Source organism: Actinomyces sp. HMT897 (assembly GCF_016626125.1).
Taxonomy (GTDB): Bacteria; Actinomycetota; Actinomycetes; order Actinomycetales; family Actinomycetaceae; genus Actinomyces.
In genome coordinates this window covers 684,100-707,835 of the sequence record NZ_CP067336.1, presented here as the reverse complement: position 1 = coordinate 707,835, position 23,736 = coordinate 684,100, and the positions used below count along the sequence as shown (strand labels likewise).

19 protein-coding genes are annotated in these 23,736 nt (G+C 73.5%); 10 read left to right on the top strand and 9 right to left on the bottom strand.

From position 1 onward, the window contains the following. Positions 1–6: 6 nt before the first annotated feature. Both JJJ15_RS02870 and JJJ15_RS02865 read right to left on the bottom strand, forming a co-directional pair. The gene (locus JJJ15_RS02870) at positions 7–870 is read right to left on the bottom strand and encodes an undecaprenyl-diphosphate phosphatase (protein ID WP_106109391.1); all 864 of its coding nucleotides are present in this window, start codon (positions 868–870) and stop codon (positions 7–9) included. A gap of 87 nt (positions 871–957) precedes the next feature. Further along, positions 958–1,788 carry an inositol monophosphatase family protein gene (locus tag JJJ15_RS02865; protein ID WP_106109390.1) on the bottom strand — a complete coding sequence of 277 codons (831 nt, stop codon included), beginning with the start codon at positions 1,786–1,788 and terminating at the stop codon, positions 958–960. A 410-nt stretch (positions 1,789–2,198) separates the two neighbouring features. Between JJJ15_RS02865 and JJJ15_RS02860 the strand changes: the two genes are divergently transcribed. Next, on the top strand, positions 2,199–3,233 hold the full coding sequence (locus JJJ15_RS02860) for a zinc-binding dehydrogenase (RefSeq protein ID WP_200511902.1): 1,035 nt from the start codon (positions 2,199–2,201) through the stop codon (positions 3,231–3,233). Between the two features lie 202 nt (positions 3,234–3,435). Further along, positions 3,436–4,491: a hypothetical protein gene (locus JJJ15_RS02855; RefSeq protein WP_200511391.1), complete on the top strand. Its 1,056-nt coding sequence runs from the start codon at positions 3,436–3,438 to the stop codon at positions 4,489–4,491. Positions 4,492–4,665: 174 nt separating this feature from the next. On the opposite strand, the gene JJJ15_RS02850 is transcribed toward JJJ15_RS02855, so the two are convergent. Beyond that, positions 4,666–5,190, bottom strand: coding sequence for an NAD(P)H-dependent oxidoreductase (locus tag JJJ15_RS02850; protein WP_200511390.1), 525 nt, complete (start codon positions 5,188–5,190; stop codon positions 4,666–4,668). 373 nt (positions 5,191–5,563) lie between these two features. Here JJJ15_RS02850 and JJJ15_RS02845 point away from each other — a divergent pair, with 373 nt between their 5' ends. Then, positions 5,564–6,484, top strand: a complete 921-nt coding sequence (locus tag JJJ15_RS02845) for a helix-turn-helix transcriptional regulator (RefSeq protein ID WP_200511389.1) — start codon at positions 5,564–5,566, stop codon at positions 6,482–6,484. 104 nt (positions 6,485–6,588) lie between these two features. Here the strand turns inward: JJJ15_RS02845 and JJJ15_RS02840 are convergent, their stop codons facing one another. Together JJJ15_RS02840 and JJJ15_RS02835 are read right to left on the bottom strand one after the other, a co-directional pair. Continuing rightward, on the bottom strand, positions 6,589–7,437 hold the full coding sequence (locus JJJ15_RS02840) for an ABC transporter ATP-binding protein (RefSeq protein WP_200511388.1): 849 nt from the start codon (positions 7,435–7,437) through the stop codon (positions 6,589–6,591). Further along, positions 7,438–8,463, bottom strand: a complete 1,026-nt coding sequence (locus JJJ15_RS02835) for an iron-siderophore ABC transporter substrate-binding protein (protein WP_200511387.1) — start codon at positions 8,461–8,463, stop codon at positions 7,438–7,440. It lies immediately after the preceding gene. Positions 8,464–8,803: 340 nt separating this feature from the next. Here JJJ15_RS02835 and JJJ15_RS02830 point away from each other — a divergent pair, with 340 nt between their 5' ends. Then, positions 8,804–9,772 (top strand): iron chelate uptake ABC transporter family permease subunit, encoded by a 969-nt coding sequence (locus JJJ15_RS02830; RefSeq protein ID WP_246742223.1) that lies wholly within the window; start codon positions 8,804–8,806, stop codon positions 9,770–9,772. Beyond that, positions 9,769–10,854, top strand: a complete 1,086-nt coding sequence (locus JJJ15_RS02825; protein WP_200511386.1) for an iron chelate uptake ABC transporter family permease subunit — start codon at positions 9,769–9,771, stop codon at positions 10,852–10,854. Before JJJ15_RS02830 ends, JJJ15_RS02825 begins: the two co-directional genes overlap by 4 nt. A gap of 215 nt (positions 10,855–11,069) precedes the next feature. On the opposite strand, the gene JJJ15_RS02820 is transcribed toward JJJ15_RS02825, so the two are convergent. Further along, positions 11,070–12,557, bottom strand: coding sequence for a DUF11 domain-containing protein (locus JJJ15_RS02820; RefSeq protein ID WP_200511385.1), 1,488 nt, complete (start codon positions 12,555–12,557; stop codon positions 11,070–11,072). A gap of 169 nt (positions 12,558–12,726) precedes the next feature. Next, the gene (gene moeB / locus JJJ15_RS02815; RefSeq protein WP_200511900.1) at positions 12,727–14,091 is read right to left on the bottom strand and encodes a molybdopterin-synthase adenylyltransferase MoeB; all 1,365 of its coding nucleotides are present in this window, start codon (positions 14,089–14,091) and stop codon (positions 12,727–12,729) included. A 281-nt stretch (positions 14,092–14,372) separates the two neighbouring features. Here moeB and JJJ15_RS02810 point away from each other — a divergent pair, with 281 nt between their 5' ends. From JJJ15_RS02810 to JJJ15_RS02790, 5 genes are read left to right on the top strand one after another with little or no spacing between them, the layout of a single operon-like run. After that, positions 14,373–15,032, top strand: coding sequence for an MptD family putative ECF transporter S component (locus JJJ15_RS02810; RefSeq protein WP_200511384.1), 660 nt, complete (start codon positions 14,373–14,375; stop codon positions 15,030–15,032). Positions 15,033–15,043: 11 nt separating this feature from the next. Further along, on the top strand, positions 15,044–15,754 hold the full coding sequence (locus JJJ15_RS02805; RefSeq protein WP_200511383.1) for an energy-coupling factor transporter transmembrane component T: 711 nt from the start codon (positions 15,044–15,046) through the stop codon (positions 15,752–15,754). Further along, on the top strand, positions 15,751–17,313 hold the full coding sequence (locus tag JJJ15_RS02800) for an ATP-binding cassette domain-containing protein (protein WP_200511382.1): 1,563 nt from the start codon (positions 15,751–15,753) through the stop codon (positions 17,311–17,313). Before JJJ15_RS02805 ends, JJJ15_RS02800 begins: the two co-directional genes overlap by 4 nt. Next, positions 17,310–19,028 (top strand): ABC transporter ATP-binding protein, encoded by a 1,719-nt coding sequence (locus JJJ15_RS02795; RefSeq protein ID WP_200511381.1) that lies wholly within the window; start codon positions 17,310–17,312, stop codon positions 19,026–19,028. The genes JJJ15_RS02800 and JJJ15_RS02795 overlap by 4 nt, the downstream gene beginning before the upstream one ends. Next, positions 19,025–20,767, top strand: a complete 1,743-nt coding sequence (locus JJJ15_RS02790; RefSeq protein WP_200511380.1) for an ABC transporter ATP-binding protein — start codon at positions 19,025–19,027, stop codon at positions 20,765–20,767. Before JJJ15_RS02795 ends, JJJ15_RS02790 begins: the two co-directional genes overlap by 4 nt. Positions 20,768–20,879: 112 nt before the next feature. Here the strand turns inward: JJJ15_RS02790 and JJJ15_RS02785 are convergent, their stop codons facing one another. Together JJJ15_RS02785 and JJJ15_RS02780 are read right to left on the bottom strand one after the other, a co-directional pair. Then, on the bottom strand, positions 20,880–21,548 hold the full coding sequence (locus JJJ15_RS02785; protein ID WP_200511379.1) for a TetR/AcrR family transcriptional regulator: 669 nt from the start codon (positions 21,546–21,548) through the stop codon (positions 20,880–20,882). Then, positions 21,496–23,727, bottom strand: a complete 2,232-nt coding sequence (locus JJJ15_RS02780) for an ABC transporter permease (RefSeq protein WP_246742222.1) — start codon at positions 23,725–23,727, stop codon at positions 21,496–21,498. Before JJJ15_RS02780 ends, JJJ15_RS02785 begins: the two co-directional genes overlap by 53 nt. Between the last annotated feature and the right edge of the window lie 9 nt (positions 23,728–23,736).

The following is a 23,736-nucleotide window of genomic DNA, read 5'->3' as shown; positions in this document are numbered from 1 at the left end:
ACCGGCTCAGGCCGGGTCCAGGCCCCCCAGGACCAGGCCCACAATGACCATGCCCAGGGCGACGCGGTAGACCAGGAACCCGGTGAACTTGTTGGAGGACACGAAGCGCAGCAGCCAGGCGATGGTCGCGTAGGCCACCACGCCGGAGACCACGGTGGCGACGCCCGTGGAGACCCAGCCCGGCCCGGAGGCAATGTCCCCGGCCGCGGTGACGGCCTCCAGCAGACCCGCCGCCACCAGGGCGGGGATGCCCATAAAGAAGGACAGGCGGGTGGCCGTCACCCGGTCGAAGCCGCGCAGCAGGCCCGCGGAGATGGTGGCCCCCGAGCGGGAGATACCCGGCAGGACCGGGGAGAGGGCCTGGAAGGAGCCGATGACCAGGGCGTCCCTGATCCCTACCTGGCTCATGCCCTTGCCCAGGGAGGCGTGCGCGGCCCCGGGCGGGCCCCCGGAGTGCTGGTCCGCCCACCACATGACGGCGCTCCACAGCACCAGGGCCGCGGCAATGACCCACAGGGAGCGGGCCGTGACCTCGATAAAGTCCTTGAGCAGCAGGCCCACGACCGCGACCGGCACCGAGCCCAGGATAATGCCCCAGCCCAGCGTGTAGTCGGGGTCCTCACGTGCCTCGTGTCTGACCAGGCCCTTGAACCAGGCGGTGACGATGCGGACGATGTCACGCCAGAAGTAGACGATGGCCGCCAGGATCGCGCCGATCTGGATGACGGCCGTGAAGGCGGTCATACCCTTGTCGTCGATCTTGTAGCCCATCAGCTTCTCCACGATATTGAGGTGTCCCGTGGAGGAGACGGGCAGGAACTCGGTAATGCCCTCCACGATGCCGAGGACGACGGCGTGCAGCCAGTTCAATGGGACTCCCTGTGGTGTGGAACGTGCGTCAGGAACAGTAGCCGGTGCGCGAGGGTCGCTACCGCGTTGGCCGGTGTGACGCCGAACTCAGTCGGTCTCCTGCCCCAGGTGCTCCAGGACCGCCTCGTGCAGCAGGCCGTTGGTGGCCAGCGCGTCCCCTCCCCAGGGGCCGGGCACCCCGGCCAGGGAGGTCAGGCTCCCGCCCGCCTCGGTGACCACGGGCACCAGCGCCGCCATGTCGTACAGGTCCAGCTCGGGCTCGACGGCGGCGTCCACCGCCCCCTCGGCCAGGAGCATGTAGGACCAGAAGTCGCCGTAGGCGCGTGTGCGCCAGCACGACTGCATGAGCCCCAGCATCCCGCGCAGGCGCTTGCGCCGCACCCAGCCCGGCAGGGAGGAGTAGGACAGGGAGGCGTCGTCCAGGTCGCTCACGCCGCTGACGTGCAGGCGGCGCGCGGTGGGCAGGGAGCGGCCGGTCCACGCCCCGTTGCCGCTCATGCCCCACCACCGCCTCCCCAGGGCCGGGGCGGAGACGGTGCCGATAACCACCTCGCCGTCCTCCACCAGGGCGATGAGGGTGGCCCACACCGGCACGCCCCGCACGAAGTTCTTCGTACCGTCAATGGGGTCGATCACCCACAGGCGCCCGGAGTGCTCTGCGGCGCTGCGGGCGGCGTGCCCGCCGTACTCCTCCCCGTAGATAGCGTCACGGGTCCGGGCACGGCTCAGGTGCTCACGGATCATGCGCTCGGCCTCACGGTCGGCGGTGGTGACCGGGGACAGATCGGGCTTGGACTCGACCTCGAAGTCCTGGGCGTCGAAGTGGGTGGCGGTGAGGCGGTCCACCTGGTCGGCGATGGTGTGGGCCAGGAAGAGGTCGTCGCGCCAGCGGCGCTCAGAGGGAGGGGGGAGGCTCATGACCCTAACCTACCGTCCGGCCCCTCCGGGCGGCCCCTGGGCGGGCGGAGTGTTGCGGCAGGCCGCCGGTCACGCTACCGGGGCTGACTCCGGGTACGCGGCGGGAGCGGGGCGCGGGGTGCGGAGCCTGGGGCGCGCGGCGGGAGCGCACGGGCCTGTGGCGTGTGGGCCTGTGGTCCGGGTGGCGCGGGTCAAGAGGTCGGAGCAGGCACGGTCGACGGGCCGGTGGCCCACGGGCCAGGTGCCTCGGCCCACGGGCCCGGCGTACGGTTCCGGCCGGTGCACGGGGCCCGTACCGCACGGGGCCCGGGTGGCCCTGACAGTCCCTGGTGGTCCCCGGTAGCGCCTCCTACCCTGGGGCTACCGCAAGCCTACCCACCGAGGAGAGAGCCGTGAGCACCCCTACCACCATGCGCGGCGTCGTCATGTACGGTCCCGGCGACGTCCGCGTCGAGGAGCGTCCCGTACCCCACGTCATTGAGCCCACCGACGCCGTCCTGCGCGTGGAGGCCGCCTGTATCTGCGGCTCGGACCTGTGGCCCTACCGCGGTATCGACGCCGAGTTCCCTCCAGGGGGCCGTCCCATGGGCCACGAGTACGTGGGCACCGTGGTCGAGGTCGGGGCCCAGGTGCACGGCGTCGCGGTGGGGGACCTGGTGGTGGGCTCCTTCTGCACCAGCGACAACACCTGTGAGATCTGCGCCTCTGGCTTCCAGTCCCGCTGCGTTAACGGCGGCTTCATGGGCGACACCCAGGCCCAGTACACGCGCGTGCCCCTGGCCGACGGCACCCTCGTGCCGGTCCCCGGCGGTATGCCGGACGACGAGGACGTCCTGGCCTCCCTCCTGGCCGCCTCCGACGTACTGGGCACCGGGTGGTTCGGGGCCGTGGCCGCCGAGGCCGGCCCGGGGCGGACCGTGGCCGTGGTCGGCGACGGCGCCGTCGGGCTGTGTGCGGTCCTGGCCGCTAAGGCCCTGGGGGCCAGGCAGGTCATCTCCTTCTCCCGCCACGCCGACCGGGCGGCGCTCGCCCGCGAGTTCGGCGCCGACGTCGTCGTCCCCGAGCGGGGGGAGCAGGGCGCCGCCAGGGTCAGGGAGCTCACCGGCGGCTACGGCGCCCACGGCGTGGTGGAGGCCGTGGGCAACCAGGTCTCCATGGACCAGGCCATTGCCAGCTGCCGTCCGGGTGGGCACGTGGGCTACGTGGGCGTCTCCCACGGGGTGAGCCTGGACGGGCAGCGGCTCTTCTTCTCCGAGGTCAGCCTCCTGGGCGGCCCCGCCCCCGTGCGCCGCTTCCTGCCCGACCTCATTGACCGCGTCCTCAGGCGCGAGATCAACCCCGGGAGGGTCTTCACCTCCCGCCTGTCCCTGGCCGACGCCGCCGCCGGCTACCGGGCCATGGACGAGCGCAGGGACATTAAGGTCATGCTCCGCCCCTGGGGCTGATTCTTTAGTCGGCGGGGACGTACCTTAGTCGTCGGGGACGTACTTCCAAGATACGTCCCCGCCGACTAAGGTACGTCTACGGTGAGGTCCTCCAGGTGTCCCAGGGGTTCACTCAGCCCACAGGCGCCCGACAGGCGCAGGTTGTCCACAGGCGGGTCGTCACCCCTGGCGCCCTGCCCCCCTCCGGCCGCACCCTGGGCCCATGACAGCCCTCCCGTCACCTCCTGGACCGCTCCCCGTCGTCACGGCGGCCCGGGGCCCGGGTACCCTGCCCAGGACCGCGGTCCGCCTCGCCAGGGGCCAGTACCTCCTGCCGACGGTCCCCCCGCCTGTGTGGCACCAGCAGTACGAGGTCAGCTTGGCCCGGATCCTCGCCGTCCACCGCACCCACCCGTCCCTGAGCGCCTTCACCCACAGCTCCGCGGCCCTTCTCCACGGGGCCCTCGTCCGTGACCACGAGCCCGACGTGCACGTCACCCAGCCCTGTGCGGCACGCCGCTCGACCCTTCCCCTCCCGCGCGTCGTCTACGGGGCGCCCCTGGTCTGGGGCCGTCAGGGGGCTCCTCCTTCGCCTCTGCGGGGGCACCGGCTCCAGCGGGGCGCCTCCTGTCGCCTGCGCAGGCACCGCCGTAGGCTCCCGGACGACGAGGTGACCGCTGTCGCAGGCCTCCCGGTGACCACCGTGCCCCGCACGATCGCTGACTGCCTGCTGGACCTGCCGCCCCGGGACGCCGTCGTGAGCGCGGACTCCCTCCTCCGCGGGGCGGTCCTGCCCGACCGCTTCGCCCCCGGTCCGGAACGCGCGCGCACCGCCGAGGTGCTCGCACAGGTCGGTGAGCAGCTGCGCCGCGCCGGGCCGCGCCAACACGTCAGGCGGGCCCGGGCCCTGCTGCCCCTGCTGAGCCCCTGGGCGGAGTCCCCTGGTGAGAGCGAGCTGCGTTACCTCCTCCTGCGGGCGGGACTGCCGGAGCCCGCCGCCCAGGTCGGGGTACGTGTCGGCGGGAGCCTGTACTTCCCCGACCTCGCCTGGCCTGACCTGCGGCTCGGGGTGGAGTTCGACGGGAGGGGGAAGTACGCCGACCCCGGTGCCTACTACCGCGAGAAGCGGCGTGGCGACGAGATCGAGGAGGCGGGGTGGCGGTTGACCCGCGTGTCCTTTGAGGACCTCCAGGACGTCCAGGCCCTGGTGGGGCGGATCCTCCGCAAGGTCCCGCCCGGGAGGCCCTTCCCGGTGCGGCCCCGGCAGGTGATCGCCTGAGGGGCCACCGGGGTGCCCGGTGCGGTGACGTATGTGCGACGTCGGTGACGTACCTTAGCCGCCGGCGACGTACCTTAGAGCACTTCTAAGGTACGTCCCCGCCGGCCAGGGTACGTCCCCGATGGCTAAGGCACGTCCCCGGTGGCCAGGGTACGTTCCCGGCGCGGGGTCCGCTCACCGGGCCGCAGGGCGCGGGGCCGTCAGGACGGTGGCGTACTCCCGGGCGCGCGCCGCCAGGGCCTCGTCCGAGATCGACAGGGCGCCGGTGGTGGCGAAGGGCTCCAGGTAGGTCAGGTGGCACAGGTCCGCGGTGGCCTGGAAGGGGAGCAGGAGCTCGTTGACGGAGTAGGAGCCCTTACTGCCGTAGCTGTCCGCGCCGGTGGACACGGCGACGAGCAGCTCCTTGCCCGCCAGCGCCCTGCCAGTGGAGCCGTAGGCCCAGCCGTGGGTCAGGACGTCGTCCTGCCACTGCTTGAGCAGCGCGGGCGAGGAGTACCAGTACATGGGGAACTGCAGCACGATCCGGTCGACGGCCGTCAGGGCCGCCTGCTCGGCGGCGACGTCGATACGTCCCTCGGGGTAGAGGTCGTAGAGGTAGCGCACGGTCACGTCCCGGGTGCGCTCGGCGGCCGCGGCCAGGGCGGCGTTGACGCGCGAGGACCTGAAGCGGGGGTGGACGACGGTGACGAGGGTCTGCATGTCTCCTCCTAGGTGGGGTGTGGTGGGGCTGGCCCCTGAGGCTCCTGCGCCGCCCGGTGGCGTCCCTGTCCCTGGTGGGGTGCCCGACGACGCGCCTGGCAGGGTGTCCGGTGGGGTGCCCAGTGGGGCGCCTGACGACGCGCCTGGCGGGGCACTCGGTGGGGCGTCCGGGAGCCTAGCGCCCCGGCCGGCAGGATCCGGGCCGGGGCCTGGCAGGCAGGCAGGTACTGGTGGGGCCTGCCGCAGATGGGGCGTGGCGCCGTCCGTGCCCTCGGGGGCCTGCCGGACACGCCGGTAGCGGCCACCCCCTCGCTGCCAGCCGAATCCGTGTCAGCTCGCGGATCTCGGCCGGGTAGGGCGATAGCCTCACACCATGCCCACCGACCCGCAGCGCGCCGTCGTCTCCGGCTTCCTGACCTCCCGGCGGGCCCGGCTGACGCCCCGGGACGTCGGGCTGCCCGACCTCGGGGAGGACCGGCGCGTCCCGGGCCTGCGCCGTCAGGAGGTGGCCGCGCTGGCGGGGGTGAGCCCGGACTACTACACGCGCCTGGAGCGCGGCCGCATCCGGGGCGCCTCCGACTCCGTCCTCAACGCCCTGGCCCGGGCCCTGCGCCTGGACGACGTCGAGCGCGCCTACCTGTTCGCCCTGGCCCACGGGGGCCAGGACACCCCGGAGCCCCGGGATCCGGCGCCCTCCCTGCGGGCGGTCCTGGCCCACGTCGCGGCCCCGGCGCTGGCGACCACCGCCGCGCAGGACATTATCGGCGCGAACCTGCTGGGACGTGCCCTGTACGACGCCGTGTACCGGGAGTACCCCGGCCAGACCCCGAACCTGGCCCGCTTCGCCTTCACCGGGGCGGCCGCCCCGGAGTTCTACGGGGGGCGCCGTGACCGGGCCCAGATGATTATCGCCGCCATGCTGCGCATGGAGTCCGCCCGTCACCCCGCCGACCCGGCCCTGGCCGCCGTCGTCGCCGAGCTCACCGAGGACTCCGAGGACTTCCGTACCGCCTGGGAGCGCCACGACGTCCACGAGCACCGCAGCGGGACCAAGACCTACCACCACCCGGCCGTCGGGGACCTGCCCCTGACCTACGACGTGCTCACCCTCCCGGGCGTGCCGGGCACGGGCGTGACCGTCTACGGCCCCCAGGCGGGGACGGACGCCCAGGAGCGCCTGGCCGCACTGGCCGACTGGGCCCGCGCCCAGGACTTCGCCACCACCGGGCGCTTCCCCTCCCTGGCCGACGTCGTGGGGAGCCAGCTCGTGCCGCCCGCCGCGGACGTACCTTAGCCCTACGAATCGCGGACGTACCTTAGTCGGCGGGGACGTATGACTAAGGTACGTCGCCCATGACTAAGGTACGTCGCCGGCAGCTTAGGTGTGGGCGTACCGGCTTAGGTACGTCCACGGCTGCTTGGGTGCGGGCGCGGCAGCGGGAGCACCAGGGGCGTGCCGGTCAGGGGGTCGGAGATGACCTGGACCGGCAGGCCGAACACCTCCTCCACCACCTGGGCGGTGACCACCTCGCTCGGGGCGCCGTGGGCCACGATGGCGCCCGCACGCATGGCAATGACCTCGTCACCGTACCGGCAGGCCTGGTTCAGGTCGTGGAGCACGGCCACGATCGTCGTGCCCAGCTCGGCGTTCAGCTCGCGGCACAGCTCCAGGACGTCGACCTGGTGGGCCAGGTCCAGGTAGGTGGTGGGCTCGTCCAGCAGGAGGACGTCGGTGCGCTGGGCCAGGGCCATGGCCACCCACACCCGCTGACGCTGCCCGCCGGACAGGGAGGAGACGCGACGGGCGGCCAGGACGTCCACGTGGGTGCGCTCCATGGCCTCGCTGACCGCCTCGTCGTCGGCGGCGGACCACTGGTGCAGGATCGACTGGTGGGGGTAGCGCCCGCGCGCCACCAGCTCGTGCACCGTAATGCCGGCGGGGGCGATCGAGGACTGGGCCAGCAGCCCCACGCGCCGGGCCAGCTGCTTGGGGGCCAGGGTGGCAATGTCCCGGCCGTCGAGGACCACCTGCCCTGCGTCCGGGGAGATGACCCGGCTCAGGGCGCGCAGCAGCGTGGACTTCCCGCAGGCGTTGGGGCCCACGATCATGGTCACCGCCCCCGGCGTGACCGCCGTGGTCAGGTCCTCGATGACGGGGTGGGCCGGGTGGTAGGACAGGCGGACGCCCCGCACGCCCAGGCCCGGGGTGCCGCTGGCGTGCGGGGACGGGGTGGGGGGCGCGGCCACCTACCTCACCGTCTCGGAGACCTTGGTGAGCACGGTGCGCGCCGCCGTCGGGCCCGCGTTGAGGAAGAAGGGGTCGTCGTCAACCGCCACCGCGTGCTGGTTGGAGACGGCCTTGAGGGCGGGCCACAGGTCCATGGAGGTCAGCTCCTCCTCCTTGCCGCCCTGGACGGCGTACAGGAGCCAGTCGGCGTCGGCCTGGTCGAGCTGCTCGGCGGAGATGTCCTGGGAGACGCCCTCGGTGAACTGCTGGCTGGAGGGGCGGGCCACGCCCATGTCCGCCAGCACCGAGCCCGAGAAGGAGACGGGCCCGAAGATACGGGTGCGGTCCCCATTCCTGCGCAGCAGGGAGACGGTGGTACTGCCGCCGATGGCCGCGCCCGCGCTGGCGGCGTCGGCGTGGAAGGCGTCCAGCCACTTCTGGGCGGTGTCCGGCTTGCCCAGGGCGTCGGCCACCAGCAGGAGGTCCTGCTTCCAGTAGGTGCCGGTGCCCTGCGTGGCCACCGTCGGGGCGATCGCGGACAGGGAGGCGTACAGGGTGGCGGCGTCCTTGCCCGCGTTGTTCATGAGGATGAGGTCGGGGGCGAGGTTGGCGACCTCCTCCACGCTGGGGGCGGTGCGCTTGCCGACGTTCTTCATGGCCCCCAGGGCGTCGGCGTGCTGGGGGAAGGCCTTGGCGAGGTAGTCCGGGACCAGCCCCGCGCCGTCGCCCGCGGTGGACCCCACCGGGACGGTCCCCAGGGTCAGGGCCACGTCCAGCTGGCCGGTGGAGATAATGACCACCTTGGTGGGGGCGGCCTTGACCTCCGTGCTGCCCTGGAAGTGCACGACCGTGCGCGGGAAGACGTCGTCGCCCTGGCCGGAGCCCTTGCCCTCGGGCATGCCGGTGGGTACCGAGGAGACGGGGCCGGGGGCGGAGGAGGCCTGCGGGGCGTCCTTGTCCGGGCCGGAGGAGCAGGCGGCCAGGCCCGCGGCGGCGGCCAGGCCCGCCAGGGACAGGGCCGAGCGGCGGCTGTAGAGAGAACTCATGCGCTTAGGCTAACCTGGCCCATATCCTTTTGATCAAGTAGCAGCCGGAGCAAATGGAGGGCGAGTGGCCAAGACCGCGTCAGCGGACCACCAGGGGACCGCCGAAGAGCCTGCGAGGACTTCTCAGGGGATCCGGGTGCCCGCGCCGGGAGCCACGCCCGGAGCTGCGGGGTCCTCACCAGGGCTCGCTCCGGGGCCGCCGGGGTCCTCACCAGGAGCTGAGCCGGGGCTCGTGGAGTCCGCGCCGGGGTCCTCGGGGCCCTCACCGGGGCCCGCATCGGCAGCCGGCGCCCGCCGCCTGGGCAGGCCGGGTACCCAGGCGCGCACCGCGGCCACGGTCCTGGTCTGCCTGGCCCTGCTGGGGCTGCTGGGCCTGACCAGCCTCGCCATCGGCTCACGCAGCCTGACCCTGGGCGAGGCCTGGAGCGGGCTGGTGGACCACGACAGCTCCGTGAACTCCATCGTCGTGTGGCGCATGCGCATGCCGCGTACCGCCCTGACGGTCACCGTGGGCGCCGCCCTGGCCGTGGCCGGGGTCGTCATGCAGGCCCTGACCCGCAACCCCCTGGCCGAGCCCGGGATCCTGGGGGTCAACGCCGGGGCCTCGCTGGCCGTGGTCCTGTCCGTCTCCCTGCTGGGGGTCACCGACGTCCACGGCTACCTCTGGTTCGCCTTCGCCGGGGCCACCCTGACCGCGGTCCTGGTCCACCTCATGGCCCGCCGCAGCGCCGACGCCGGGCCCGCCCGCCTGGTCCTGGCCGGGGTGGCCCTGGGGGCCAGCCTCCACGCCGTCACCGGCACCATCACCATGTACGACACCGACGCCTTCAACTCCTACCGCTTCTGGGTGGTGGGCTCCCTGGAGGACCGCGACGCGGGCCTGCTGGCCTGGATCGGGCCCTTTATCGCCGTCGGCCTGCTGCTGTCCCTGGCCTGCGGACTCACCCTCAACGCCCTGGCCCTGGGGGAGGAGCAGGCCAGGGCCCTGGGGGTCAGCCCGGCACGTGCGCGCCTCCTCGCCCTGGTCTCCATCACGCTGCTGTGCGGCGCCTCCACGGCCGCCGTCGGCCCCATCTCCTTCGTCGGACTGGTGGTGCCCCAGGTGCTGCGCCTGACCCTCGGCGCCGACCACAGACGCCTGCTGGCCGTCTCCCTCATCGCCGGGCCGGTCCTGCTGCTGGTGGCCGACGTCGTCGGGCGGGTGATCATCCGCCCCGGCGAGATGGAGGCCGGGGTGGTCACCGCCTTTATCGGCGGCCCGGTCCTGCTGGCCGCGGTCATCTGGCGCTCGGGAAGGGGCGTGCTATGAGCCTAAGGCGCGGGGATGCGCGCCCGGTCGCTGGCCGCCTGGGCCCGCCGGCCTCACAGCGGCCCCTGTCCCTGGGGGGCGGACGCTCCCTCCTGCTCCACCGTCGCGCCCTGGTGGTCACCTGCCTGCTGGTCGCGGCCACCGTGGTGCTCATGGTGGTCACGGTACTGACCGGGGCCTACGAGATCTCCGCGGGCGGCGCCCTGCGCACCCTGGGCGGGCAGGGGAGCGACCTGGACCGCTTTATCGTGCTCGGTCAGCGTCTTCCGCGCACGCTCGCGGCCGCGCTGGTGGGGGCGATGCTGGCCCTGTCGGGCGCGGTCTTCCAGAGCCTGTCGCGCAACCCCCTGGGCAGCCCCGACATTGTCGGCTTCACCACCGGCGCCTCCACCGGGGGGCTGGTGGTGATCCTGCTGAGCGCCACCTCGACCACCCTCCAGGTAGCCACGGGCACGGTCCTGGGGGGCTCGGCCACGGCCGCCGTGGTCGCCCTGGTGGCGCTGCGACGGGGCGTGGGCGGGGAGAGCCTGGTACTGGCGGGTATCGCCCTGTCCCAGATGCTCTCGGCCACCAACAACTACCTGCTCTCCCGGGCCACCATCCAGGACGCGGAGGCGGCCAAGGCCTGGCAGTACGGCTCCCTGAACGCCATCGGCTGGGCCCAGGTACGTCCCCTGGTCCTGGCCGCCGCCCTCCTGCTGCCCCTGGTTGTCTGGTTCACCCGGCCCGCGGGTGTCCTGGAGCTGGGCGACGACGCCGCCACCAGCCTGGGGCTGGGGACGGCCCGTGTGCGTGGGGCCATGCTCGGCTACGGGGTCGTGCTGGCCGCCGTGTGCGTGGCGGTGTCCGGGCCGATCGGCTTCCTGGCCCTGGCGTCCCCGCAGCTGGCGCGGCGGGTGGTCCGGGCTGCCGGGACCACCCTGGTGGCCTCGGCGGCCATGGGGTCCCTGGTCCTGGTGGGGGCCGACCTGCTGGCCCAGCGCCTGCTCGCCCCCTTCCAGATCCCGGTGGGGCTGCTGTCCGCCGCACTGGGCGGCCTCTACCTCGTCTGGCTGCTGGTGGTCTCCTCCGGGCGCCCCTGAGCCCGCGGCGCGTCCGTCGGGACCTCATTGCCGTTAACCTGGCTCCTCGCACGCCGGGTCGCGTCTGGGCCCGGGCGAGCAGGTCTGCCCGCCCCGGGCCGGAGGGAGAAGTGGCGCGAACGCGATTCAGTGGGTTCCCCCGGCCCCGGGCGTAGGGGCCGAATGCGTTGGCGGGCGCCCCCGTGGGGGGGCGCCCGCCAACGTGTCAGAGGTCCTCAGCCGTGCCGACGGCGGCGGGCGACCAGGAGACCGGCGCCGAGCACGAGGCCGCAGGCGGCCGGGACGAGCGCCGTCAGGGAGGTACCCGTCTTGGCCAGGGGCTGGGAGGCCGAGGGGCTCGGCGAGGCGGAGGGCTCGGGCGCCGGGGCCGGGGCGGGCTCAGGCTCGGGTGCTGGCGCGGGCGCCGGGGCCGGGGCGGGCTCAGGCTCGGGTGCCGGCGCCGGGCCGGGGGCCGGAGGGACCACGGGGCCAGTGGCCGTGACGGTAATGGGCGCCTGGTCGACCCCCTCCAGCACGGTGGCGGTGGCCGACTCCCCGGTGACGTCAATGGTGTAGGTGCCTGGCGTGTCGGAGACCTTCACCTTCAGGGCCAGGCTCACCGAGCCCGAGGCGGGGGCGGTCAGGTCGGACCAGGTCAGCTTCTGGCCGCTGACCACGGGGTCGGTGGTGGTGGCCCCGGTGGTGGTGCCGGGCACGTAGGAGAAGCCGTCCGGCAGCTCCACACTCACCTGTGACAGGGCCACCGGTGAGGTGTTGGGGTTGGTGACGGTCACGGTGTAGCCGTTCTGGGCGCCCGCCTCGCTCTGGTCGGCGTCGGCGGTGGCGGCGGTGGACAGGGGGCGGACCCCCTCAGGGGAGAAGACATTGACGTTGCTCACGTTGACGGAGCCGCCGGCGGGCACCGTGACCGGCCAGGCGATGGCGATGCCGTTGTCGTGGTCGTGGCTGACGGTGGTGTTGTTCAGGGGCTGCCCGGAGGCCACGGCCCGCCAGACGTCGCCGTAGTAGGCCTCGAGGTAGGTCGAGCTGGCGCTGCCCGGGTAGAGGCTGATGTACCGGTTGGGGTTGGGCGAGTTCGGCTTGGCCATGCAGGTGGGGGCGACGCCGTCCAGCACGGTGCCGGTGCCGTAGTCGCTGTCCTGGAGGTAGCAGTCCCCGGCCCGGTAGACGCGCACGTCGGTGGGGGTGGCGCCGGTGGAGCTCAGGGTGACCGACGTGTTGTAGGACTCCCGGCCGGTGACGTAGGTGTCCACCTGGGTCAGGGTCAGGCCGGTGCTCCCCAGGGCCACGGTGGTGGTGACCTTGAAGGGGTCGGCGGCGGTCCCGCTGCCGGTCGGCCCCTCCTGTGACACCGGGGTGTAGGGGATCGTGGTCGAGTCGTTGTCGTGGTAGCCCGACGCCGGCGTCTCGGTGGGCCTGTAGAGCTTGCCGTCCGCGAACACGTAGGTGCCGCTGGCGTAGTCGCCGTACCACTGGCTGCGGGAGTCACCGGTGTGGTAGACGCTCGCGTTGAGGGTCCTGCCGATCGCGATACTGGTCAGGGGGCCGGAGGAGGTGATCTCGGCGTGGCCGCCGGGCGGCGGGGAGGCCGGGAGGGTGAGGGCCTGGGCGGTGGTGGCGCTGGCCAGGGCCAGGAGCAGTCCCAGGACCAGGGACGTCAGGGCCTGTGCGCGCCAGCGGGCGCCGTGGGCGGGGAGTGACATGGGCATTCCTCGGTGTTCAACAGGTGTACTGGGGAGCCAGGGGATAATCCGGTAGGAGCCGTGAATAACGACCTGGACACGGGCAGGCTAGCAGCTACTCGTACAGGACGCCATAGGTACGTACTATGAACGCGGGAGCCCGTTATAGGTAGTAGCTCACACCGTGCGGTCAGGTATAGGACCAGGTAGAGGCAGGTTTCGCGGCTCCCGCGGTCCCAGGCGGGCTCAGGGGCAGGCGCGCCCGGGCGGTCCCGGGCGGGCAGGCTGTCCCGGGCGGGCTCAGGTACCCGCCGCCCTCGACGCCGTCCTGCCCCGGGCCAGGCGCGCCCGGGCGGGCCGGCGGCCAGGCGCGAGCCCCGCCCACCAGGCTGGCGAGCTCCCCGGGGTAGCCCGCCTCCCGCAGGGCCTGGACGGCCTGGGCCGAGCGGATTCCGGAGGCGCACACGACCACCGTGCTCCGGCCCGCGTCCAGCTCGCCCGCGCGATCCACCACCTGCCCCAGAGGGATGTTCCGCGCGCCGGGGAACGGGTCCAGGGCCACCTCCACCTCCTCGCGCACGTCCAGCAGCGCCGGGGGCTCAGGGGCCTCTAGCAGCTCCTTTAAGCGCGCGGGCGTCACTAACGCCACCCCGGTACCCGGTGCCGACGTGGCGCCCGTAGAGCCCGCCCGCCGGCCCGGGGCGGTGGCGCAGGAGCCGGCCCCCGGGGCGTCGGCCAGGGTCGTGATGCTCGGGTGCTCCCCGCACACCGGGCAGGCCGGGTTGCGCGAGACGGTGAGCTCACGCACGCTCCCGCCCCAGACGTCGAGCATCACCAGGCGGCCGATGAGCGGCCGTGCGCCGCCGATAACGAGCTTGAGGGCCTCGGCCGCCTGCATGGAGCCGACGACCCCCGGCAGCACCCCCAGCACCCCGGCCTGGGCGCAGGAGGGCACCGAGCCGGGCGGCGGGGGAGCCGGGTGCAGGCAGCGGTAGCAGGGGCCGCGGGCGGCGTCGAACACCCCGACCTGCCCGTTGACGCCCAGCACCGCCCCGTGGACCAGCGGCAGCCCCAGCATGACGCAGGCGTCGTTGACCAGGTAGCGGGTGGGGAAGTTGTCCGAGCCGTCGACGACCACGTCCCAGCCCTCCAGCAGCCCCAGGGCGTTGGCGGCCGTGAGGCGCTCGCGGTGGATAACGACCTCCACGTCCGGGTTGAGGGCCCGGACCGCCGCGGCCGCGGAGTCCGCCTTGGGGGCGCCCACCGCGGCGGTGGTGTGGACGACCTGGCGCTGCAGGTTGGACACGTCCACGACGTCGTCGTCCACGACCCCCAGGGTGCCCGTGCCCGCGGCCGCCAGGTACAGGGCCGCCGGGGAGCCCAGGCCCCCGGCGCCTACGAGCAGGACGCGGGCGGCGCGGACGCGCTGCTGGCCGGTCACCCCCACCTGGGGTACCAGGGCGTTGCGACGGTAGCGCTCCAGCTCGGCCCGGCTGAGAGGGCGCAGGCGGTCGTCGGCAATGACCGAGGGCGCCAAGGGCGCGGCGTGTTCCACGAACGCCTCCGCAGGGTCGGTACGGGCTGCTGTCACGGCCGATTGTGCCGCAGACGCCCCGCGGCGCGCAGCCCCGGCCGGCGCCGGGCCTGGGCGCGGGCCCTGTGTCGCGGGCGGCTCGCTCGGCCGTCACGGCGCGCGCGGGCCTGGGCGCCCATGCTATGACCTGTCTAACAAATGCGGGGTCTTGTCGGTACGGGAACGTGCGGACTACCATTTGTTACACATTGTAACTATGTGGTGCGGGTGTTTCTGCCGTAGATCCCGGAAGGAGCTGTGACGTGAGTGCACGGACGCAAGACGAGGGTGCCCACCAGGGGGCGCGCGACGGTTCGCCGCAGCGCAGGCCTGCGTCGATGAGGCTGGGCAGCAGGGACCTGATCACCCTCGGCGTCTACAGCGTGCTGTACGTCGTGGTCATGCTCGTCGCGGGCACGCCCTTCGCGTTCAGCCCGGTGCTGACCTACGCGCTGCCGGTCTCGGCGGCGTTCTTCTGCGCCCCCGTGTACCTCCTGCTGGTGGCCAAGGTCCCCAGGCGCGGGGCGGTCGCGGTCCTCGGCGCGGTAGTCGGCCTGGTGCTGTTCGTCACGGGCATGTTCTGGCTGTGGGCGGTGGCGGCACTGGCGCTGGGCGTCGTCGCCGGGGAGGTCGCCGCGCTCGGGCGCTTTAGGAGCCCGGGGCTGAACACGGTCAGCTACATGGTGTTCGCCCTCGCCCCGCTCGCGAGCTACGTCATGGTCTGGGTCAACCAGGAGTCCTACCGCGCCTACCTCGTCGGGAAGGGCACCGACGCCGCCTACATGGACTCAATGTTCGCCGCGGCGAGCTACTGGCTCCTGGTGGCGATCACCGTGGGCACCCTCCTCGCCGCCTGGCTCGGCACGCTGCTGGGGCGGCGGATGCTCGCCCGCCACCTCACCCGCGCCGGTATCGTCGCCTGAGACCGGCTTCAGTGGGTAGGGACCGTCAGGGGCGGTGGGGGCTGCGCCTCGACCCGCGCACCAAGCTGGTCGTCCTCGTGCTCGTCAACCTCGCGCTGACGGTCGCGGTGCGTCCCGGCTACGCCCACGTCCTGGTCGCCGCGGCCGTCCTCCTCGCGGCGGCCTGCGGGAGGCTGAGGACGGCGCTGGTGGCCGCGGCCGCCTACGCCCTCGTCGCGGGCGCGCAGGTGCTCGGGGAGAGGTACCTTCCGCCCGCGGCCCAGCTGTTCGTGGTCACGTTCTTCCAGATCATCGGCAAGGTGTTCCCCGCCGGCGTCACCGGGGCGGTCATTATCCAGACCACCCGTGTCAACGAGTTCGTCGCCGCCCTGACGCGCTGGCGCGTGCCACGCGTCCTGGTCACGCCCTTCGCCGTCGTCTTCCGCTACTTCCCGGCCATGCGCGAGCAGGCGCGTAACCTGCGCGATGCCATGGCGATCCGCGGCCTGAGCCCCACGCCGCTCTCCCTCCTGCGCCACCCCGTCGAGGTCACCACGAGGCTCTACGTCCCCATGCTGGTCAGTGCCACGGTGATCGCCGACGAGATCGCCGACGCCGCGCTGGTGCGGGGCATTGACAACCCCGCCCCCAGGACCTGCCTGGTGGACCTCGCGCTCGGCGCGGCCGACGTCGTCGTCATCCTCGTCTTCGTCGGCCTGTGCGCAGGAGGGATGGTCAGATGATCGAGTTCTCGCACGTCTCGTTCCGCTACGCCGCCGCACCCGCCCGGGCTCTTGAGGACGTCTCCTTTAGGGTCGGGGCCGGGGAGCTCGTGGTCCTCACCGGCCGCAGCGGCTGCGGCAAGAGCACGCTGACCAGCCTCGTCAACGGCCTCCTGCCCAGGCACGAGGCGGACGAGACCGGCGGCAGCGTCACGATCTGCGGCCGCGACGCCTCCTCCATGGAGGGGTACGAGATCGCCCGCCTCGTGGGATCGGTCTTCCAGAACCCCAAGTCGCAGTTCTTCAACCTCGACACCGACAGCGAGATCGCGTTCGGGCTCGAGAACGCCGGGGTCCCCAACCCCGCGCTGCGGGACCGGGTGGAGGAGACCATTGACGAGGTGGGTATCCGGGCGCTCGCGGGCAGGAGCATCTTTAAGATGTCCGGCGGGCAGAAGCAGCAGGTGGCGATCGCCGGGGCCTACGCCCTGGGACCGGAGGCATTCGTGCTGGACGAGCCCTCGGCGAACCTCGACCACCAGGCGACCGTCCATCTGGCGGGACTGCTCCGCAAGCTGAAGTCGCAGGGCAAGGCCCTGCTGGTCTCCGAGCACCGCCTCAGCTACCTCTCCGACCTGGCGGACCGCTACGTCGTGCTCGACGCCGGGGCGGTGGCCGGCAGCTACTCCGCGGACGAGTTCAGGGCGCTGTCCCCGCAGCGGCGGCACGCAATGGGGCTGAGGGCCCTCGACCTGGCGGAGGCGACCCGGTGCGAGGCGCGTCCCGCCGCCGCCGACGGCCAGCCGCCCGCTGTCGAGGTGACAGGCCTGACGGTGTCCTTCCGCGACCGCACCGTGCTCAGTAACGTCTCCCTGCGGCTCGCCCCCGGCGAGGTCGTCGGGCTCATCGGGGACAACGGCGCGGGCAAGACCACGCTCCTGCGCGCCCTGTGCGGGCTGCAGAAGGCGGGTGCCGGGGCGTTCGCCCTCCAGGGCAGACCCGTCCGGCAACGGGACCTCAGGGGCAGGGTCTTCCTCGTCATGCAGGACGTGAACGCCCAGCTCTTCGGGGAGACCCTCGCCGAGGAGTGCGCCATAGGACTACGGCACCCCTCCCAGCCGGACATTGACAGGGTCCTGGAGCGCCTCGACCTGCTGGAGCTGCGCGACCGCCACCCGCTCTCGCTCTCCGGCGGGCAGAAGCAGCGGGCGGCACTCGCCAGCGGCCTGTGCAGCGCCCGGGACGTCCTCGTGCTCGACGAGCCCACCAGCGGGCTCGACCGCGAGTCCATGGTCGCCATGAGCGACCTGGTCCTTACCGCCGCCGAGGCGGGCACGGCCGTCCTGGTCGTCAGCCACGACGTCGAGTTCCTCGCCCTCGTCTGCACGCGGGTCGAGGAGCTGCGCGGTGGGCAGCTCCAACCGCCCACGGGGCAGGACCCGCCCGCCCGGCTCAGGGAGTTCTTCGGCAGGAGCGGGGGAGAGGCGACAGACGGACCGGGCTCGGCCAAGGGCGCCGAGGCCGTGGACACCGCGCGTGGCAGCAGCCGGCTGCTGACGCAGACGAAGGAGGTACCGTGAGGTTCTGGGATCTGATCGGCCCCGTGCGCGGGCTGGTCGTCAGCGGCGTGACGCTGCAGGGACTGGGCGCCGTCGCCGGCCTGGTCCCGATGGTCGCGAGCGTGCAGCTCTCGACCGCCCTGGTGGACCGGGCGCCAGCGGGCGAGACCTGGCGCTGGCTGTGGGTGGCCCTGGTCGGGATCGCGGTCAGGACGGTGCTCATCGGCACCGGGCTCATGCTGACGCACCTGGCCGACGCCCGCCTGAACCGTGACCTGCGGGTCCGGCTGACCGCCCACCTGGGGCGCATCCCCATCGGGGAGGCCTCCCGGCGCTCCTCGGGGCGGGTCAAGAAGCTGGTCACCGACGACGTGCACGCGCTGCACACCCTGGTGGCGCACGCGGGCGGCGACATGGTGGTCGGGGTCGTCACCGCGGTCGCCGCACTCGCCGTGCTCCTCCTGTACAGCTGGCCGCTCGCCCTGGTGGCCCTGCTGCCGCTGGCGGGCTTCCTGACCGTGTTCGGCTCCATGATGGGCGAGGCCGCCACGCAGTTCCGCGACTGGGACGAGGCCAAGGCGCGGGTCAGCAGCGCGACGGTGGAGTTCGCGCACGGGATCGCGGTGGTCAAGACGTTCGGGCAGGCCGGGCGCGCGTCGGCGGACTACCGCCGGGCGGTGGACGACTACGCGGACTTCTTCGGCAGGCTGATGGTGCCCATGGTCGGGGCGTCCTCGCTGGGGCTGGCGATCGTGTCGGCCCCGAGCGTGCTCGCGACCATGGGGCTGCTGGGCCTGCTCCTGCTCCAGCTGGGGTGGGTGGACCTCACCGGGTTCGTGGCGGGCCTGGTGCTCGGGGTCGGGCTGGCCGGCCCGCTCACGCAGATGGACTCCTACGACGTGCGGCTGCGGGCCGCGCGTGAGGCCGCCGCGCGGATCGGGGAGTTCCTGGCCACCCCCGTGCTGCCCGTCCCGGACGCCCCGGCGGCGGCCGAGGGCGGCGAGGTCGTCCTCGACGACGTCGGCTTCGCCTACGACCCGCACGGGCCGGACACCCTGTCCCAGGTGGCCATGAGGCTTCCCCAGGGCACGGTGACGGCGCTCGTGGGCCGCTCGGGGGCGGGCAAGTCGACCCTGGCGGCCCTCGTGCCCAGGTTCTGGGACGTGCGCGACGGCGCGGTCCGGGTGGGCGGGCAGGACGTGCGCGACCTGGAGCCTGCGGCCCTGTACCGGAGCGTCGCGTTCGTCTTCCAGGGCACCCGCCTGGTGCCCATGAGCGTGCGCGACAATATCCGCCTCGCCCGGCCCGGTGCCGGTGACGAGGAGGTCGTGGCCGCGGCCAGGGCCGCAGGCATCCACGACCGTGTTGCCGCCCTGCCCCGGGGCTACGACTCCGTCGTCGGGGTCGATGCGCTGCTCTCCGGCGGGGAGGCGCAGCGCGTCACCATCGCCCGCGCCCTGCTCGAGGACGCCCCCGTCCTCGTGCTCGACGAACCCACCTCCTTCGCCGACCCCGAGAACGAGGTCCGTCTCCAGGCGGCGGTCGCGCGCGCGGCCGAGGGCAGGACCGTACTGGTCATCGCCCACCGGCTGACGTCGGTCACCGCCGCGGACCAGATCGCGGTCATGGAGGCGGGCAGGGTCGTCGAGGTCGGCACCCACGCGGAGCTGCTCGCCCGGGCCGGGGCCTACCGCAGGCTGTGGCAGGCCGGTCACGTCAAGGAGAACGCAGCATGACCCGCACACTCGTCAACCTCGTGCACGTCGCCCGCGGGAGCGTCCGCCTCCTGCCGTTCCTCGTGCTGGTTACCGCCTTCGCCCTCGCCCAGGGGCTCGCCTTCCTGGCGCTCATCCCGGTCGTGGACGCCGTCGTACGCGGCGACGTGCACGCGGCGTGGCCCGCGGCGGGAGCCCTGGCCGCGGCCGCGGCCGGGGGCGCGCTGCTGTACTTCCTCCAGGCGCGCACCGGGTACGGCATCAGCCTGGGGCTCATGCACAGCCTGCAGCACCGCATTGGCGACCACGCCTCCGTCCTGCCGCTGGGCTGGTTCGACCGCGCCCGCGCCGGGGAGCTGGCCCAGCTCAGCAGCAAGAGCGCCGAGGACGCTGGCTCGGTGACGGCCCACCTCCTGCAGCCGATCGTCTCGGCGGTCCTCACCCCCCTGACCGTGGTCGTCGGCCTGCTCTGGTGGGACTGGCGCGTCGCCGCGGCCGGCGCCGCCTTCCTCCCGGTCGCCGCGCTCATCGGGTGGCTCGCCCCCAAGCGGACCGCGCGGCTGGACGCCGTCCTGGACCGGTGCACCGCCGAGGTCAACGAGCAGGTCGTCGACTTCGCGCTGGCCCAGCCCGTCCTGCGGTCGGCCGGGCGCACCGTCGGGAGCTACCCGCCCCTGGACGAGTCCCTCAACCGGCACCACCGGACGTCGGAGCGCATCTTCTGGCGCACCATCCCCGGCGTGCTCATTAGCACGGTCGCCGTGCAGCTCTGGCTCGTGCTCCTGCTGGTCACCGCGGTCGGCCTCTCCCTGAGCGGCCGCCTCCAGGTCCCAGCGACCGTCGGGCTGCTCGTCGTCTGCGTCAGGTTCGTCGGCCCGCTCGCGGACCTCTCGGAGTACACCACCGCCATGCGCACCGTCGGGGACAGCCTCGAGCGCATCCGCGCCCTCCTGGACACGCCGACGCTGCCCGAGCCGGCCAGCCCCGCCACCGTGGCCAGGACCGGCCTGTCGGTGGAGCTCGACGAGGTCAGCTTCAGCTACGGGGCGGGGGACGTCCTCCACCGGGTGTCGTTCCGGCTGGAGCCGGGGACGTTCACCGCCCTGGTGGGGCCGAGCGGGTCGGGCAAGACGACCGTCCTGCGTCTGGTCGCCAGGTTCTGGGACGCCACCAGCGGCAGCGTGCGCCTGGGCGGGGTGGACGTCCGCCAGCTCGGCTCCGAGCAGGTGATCGAGCGCGTGGCGGTGGTCTTCCAGGACGTCTACCTGTTCGAGGGCTCCATCCTGGACAACGTCCGTATCGGCCGCCCGGGGGCGAGTGACGAGGAGGTCGCGCAGGCGATCCGTGCCGCCCGCCTCCAGGAGGTCGTGGACCGTCTTCCGGACGGGCTGGACACGCCGGTCGGCGAGGGCGGCGCCCGGCTCTCCGGCGGTGAGAGGCAGCGGGTCTCCATTGCCCGCGCCCTGCTCAAGGACGCGCCCATTGTGCTGCTCGACGAGGCCACCGCCGCGGTGGACACCGAGACCGAGGCGGCCCTCGCGGACGCCTTCGCCGCCCTGGCCACGGGCCGCACGGTGATCGCGATCGCTCACCGGCTCGAGACCGTCACGGGCGCCGACCGTATCCTCGTCCTCGACGACGGGGCCATTGTCGAGGACGGCGACCACGAGTCCCTGGTGAGGGCGGGCGGACGCTACGAGGCCTTCTGGCGGGCCAAGACGGGCTCGGCGGGCTGGCGGATCGTGGGGGACACGCCATAGGGCCACCCGCCCGGGTGCGCTCAGGCGGGCCGCCCAGGTGGGGAAGTCTCGCCGGGCAGGCCGCGGCCGGGTGGGCACCGGGCGGGGGCGCTCACCCAGGCGCGCCCGGCGGTCACCCCGAGGACGCCGTGAGCCTGGCCTCAATTCCTGCGAGGATAATCTCGAGCTTGTCGTCCGACCACACGTTAGGGCCGGCCGAGAAGCGGTCGTGGAACGCCGCGCGCAGCCCGGGGTCGTGGGCGCCGTCGGGGTCCGTGACAGGGGTGAACCCGTCCTGCCCGGCGTGCCGGGCGATACGGTCGCGCCGGATACGGCTGTCCGCGGCGAAGTCGGCCACCATGTCGGCGGCGACGAGCGCGAGCTGCCGGGGGAACCCGAGGGCGACGAGGTTCTCGGCCATCTCGATCGCGGCCAGTATGAGGCGCTCGGGCATGGGCCACACCTGGTTGTAGATCAGGTCCATCATCCCCGGGTAGCGCCCGCACTCGGTGTCGATCGCGCAGGCGACGGCACGCAGGTAGTCCTGCCAGCTGCCCACCGGATCGGGCCACCTCGTGGTCTCCATAAAACGGTCCGCGACGGCGCGCAGGAGGTCGGGGCGGCCGTTGACGTGACGGTACAGCGCGGGGTGCCTGACCCCGAGGCGGGCCGCGAGGGCCTGGAAGGTGAGGGCGTCGACACCGGCCTCGGCAATGAGCTCGATGGCGGCGTCGGCAATGGTCTCCCGGTCAATGCGGTTCGGGCGGCCCGGCCGACGGCGTGGTGTCGTTCTGTGCGCCATGACCCGACCCTACCCGGCCGTCCTGGGCGACAGTGCCGGTGCCGGCAGCGCCCGTGCCGTGCCGCTCGCCGTGCCGTCTCCCCGCGCGCCGGGGCACGACGCGCACCGCGACGGCCTTAATGACGCACCACAGCTCCTGGTCCGGCGCTATCCCCATCTCGGCGAGCGCGCCCGCGGTCACGGTGGCGTGGACGGTCTGGCCAGGGGCCAGGGCCACGTCCACGCTCACCAGGGCACCAGAGCGCTCCACCCCGGTGACCGTGCCGGGCAGGACGTTACGGGGGGAGCCCTGGGGCGCCTGGCGGTACAGGGCCACGGCGTCGGGCGGCACCAGGGCGATACCGGGGCCGGTGGGGGCCGGTGGCGCCGGCTGCCCAGGGACGTGGCCGGCCGGGGCGATATCGTCCTCCCAGGGGCGCCCGTAGAGGGTCACCCCCCGGGGCAGGACCAGGGCGGGGGCGTCGCCGTCCCCGGCCAGGTCCCCGGTCAGGACCGCGGTCCCGGTCAGGCGCGCGGCGAAGTCGGAGCTCGGTGAGGCCAGGACCTGCGCCGTACCGCCCTGTTCCACCACGCGCCCCGCCTCCAGGACGACGACGTCCTCGGCCAGGGCGGTCATGTCCAGCACGTCGTGGGTCACCAGCAGCAGAGTCAGGTCCTCCTGCGCGGTGCGGCGCGCCACCAGGCGGCGCATCTCCTGGCGCGCGGTGACGTCCAGGGCGCTCATGGGCTCGTCCAGGACCAGCAGGCGCGGGGCGGTGGCCAGGGCCCGGGCCAGGGCCACGCGGGCCGCCTGCCCCCCGGAGAGCGCCCCGCCGGAGCGGGAGGCCAGGTGGAGCGCCCCCACGGCGGCCAGCTCGGCGCGGGCCCGCACCCGGGCGGCCGAGCGCCCCACCCCCTGGCAGCGCAGGGCGAAGACCACATTGCCCAGGACCGACATGTGGGTGAACACCCCCGGGTCCTGGCTGAGCAGGGCCACTTCACGGCGTCCGGCGGGCACGAACCCCTCCGGGCCGTCCAGCACCCGCCCGCCCAGGGCCACCCGCCCGCCCGCGGCGTCCAGCAGGCCCGCCACCACCGAGCAGACCGTGGACTTGCCCGACCCGTTGGGCCCGATGAGGGCCACGGTCCGCCCGGCCGGCACGGACAGGGAGACCATGACGTCGCGCGAGTCCAGGCAGAAGGAGACCTCCAGGTCCCTGCCCCGCCCCTGGCCGTCAGGCACGGCGGGGGAGGTGACGTGCACGCCGGTGGTGCGCGTGTCAGGGGCCCCTGGTGCCGGTACCTCGTCCTCGGCGTCCCCGTACCCGGCAGCGTCCTGACGCCCCGAGCGCCACAGTGTACCCAAAGTACTCCAACGCACATTAGTGGCACCAACGATAATGAAGGAAAGCACAATGAGCACCACAGCCAGGGCCAGGGCGGTGGAGGTGTCGCTCTCCCGCTCCAGGTAGATGGTCAGCGGCATGGTGCGGGTCACGCCCTCCTTGGAGCCGGCGAAGGCGATGGTGGCGCCGAACTCCCCCAGGCTGCGCCCCAGGGCCAGGGCGGTGCCGCGGGCCAGGGCCGGGGCCGCCAGCGGCAGGGTAATGCGCACCAGGACCCGCCACGGGCCCGCCCCCAGGGTGCGGGCGGTGGTCTCGGCACGGGTGTCACGGCTGCGCAGGGCCGCCTCCAGGGTCACCACCAGGTAGGGCATGGACACGAAGACCTGCGCCACCACCACGGCGGTGGTGGTGAAGGCGATACCCATGCCCCAGGCGTCCAGCCGCGCCCCCAGGACCCCCTTGCGCCCCAGGGTGGACAGCAGCGCGATACCGGCCACCACCGGGGGCAGCGTCATGGGCAGGACCGCCAGGACGCGGGCGACCCTCACCCCCGGCCAGCTCCTGGCCAGCGCCAGGGCCAGGGGCACGCCCAGGAGCACGCTGACGGCCGTGGAGGCCAGGCAGGTGCGTACCGACAGCCACAGGGCCGCCTGCGCCGACGGCGTCGAGAGCAGCTGGGGCAGCTGGCCCCAGGCCACGCGGGTGCCCAGCCCCACCAGGGGCAGCACGATCGCGCAGCCCCCGCAGGCGGCCAGGACGGCGACGAGCACGGGCAGGGGCGCGCGAGCGGCCCGCCCGCGCCCGGCCCGCCACCCGGTACGGGCGGGCCGGGCCGGGGACGGCGTCTGGTCCACGACCGTACG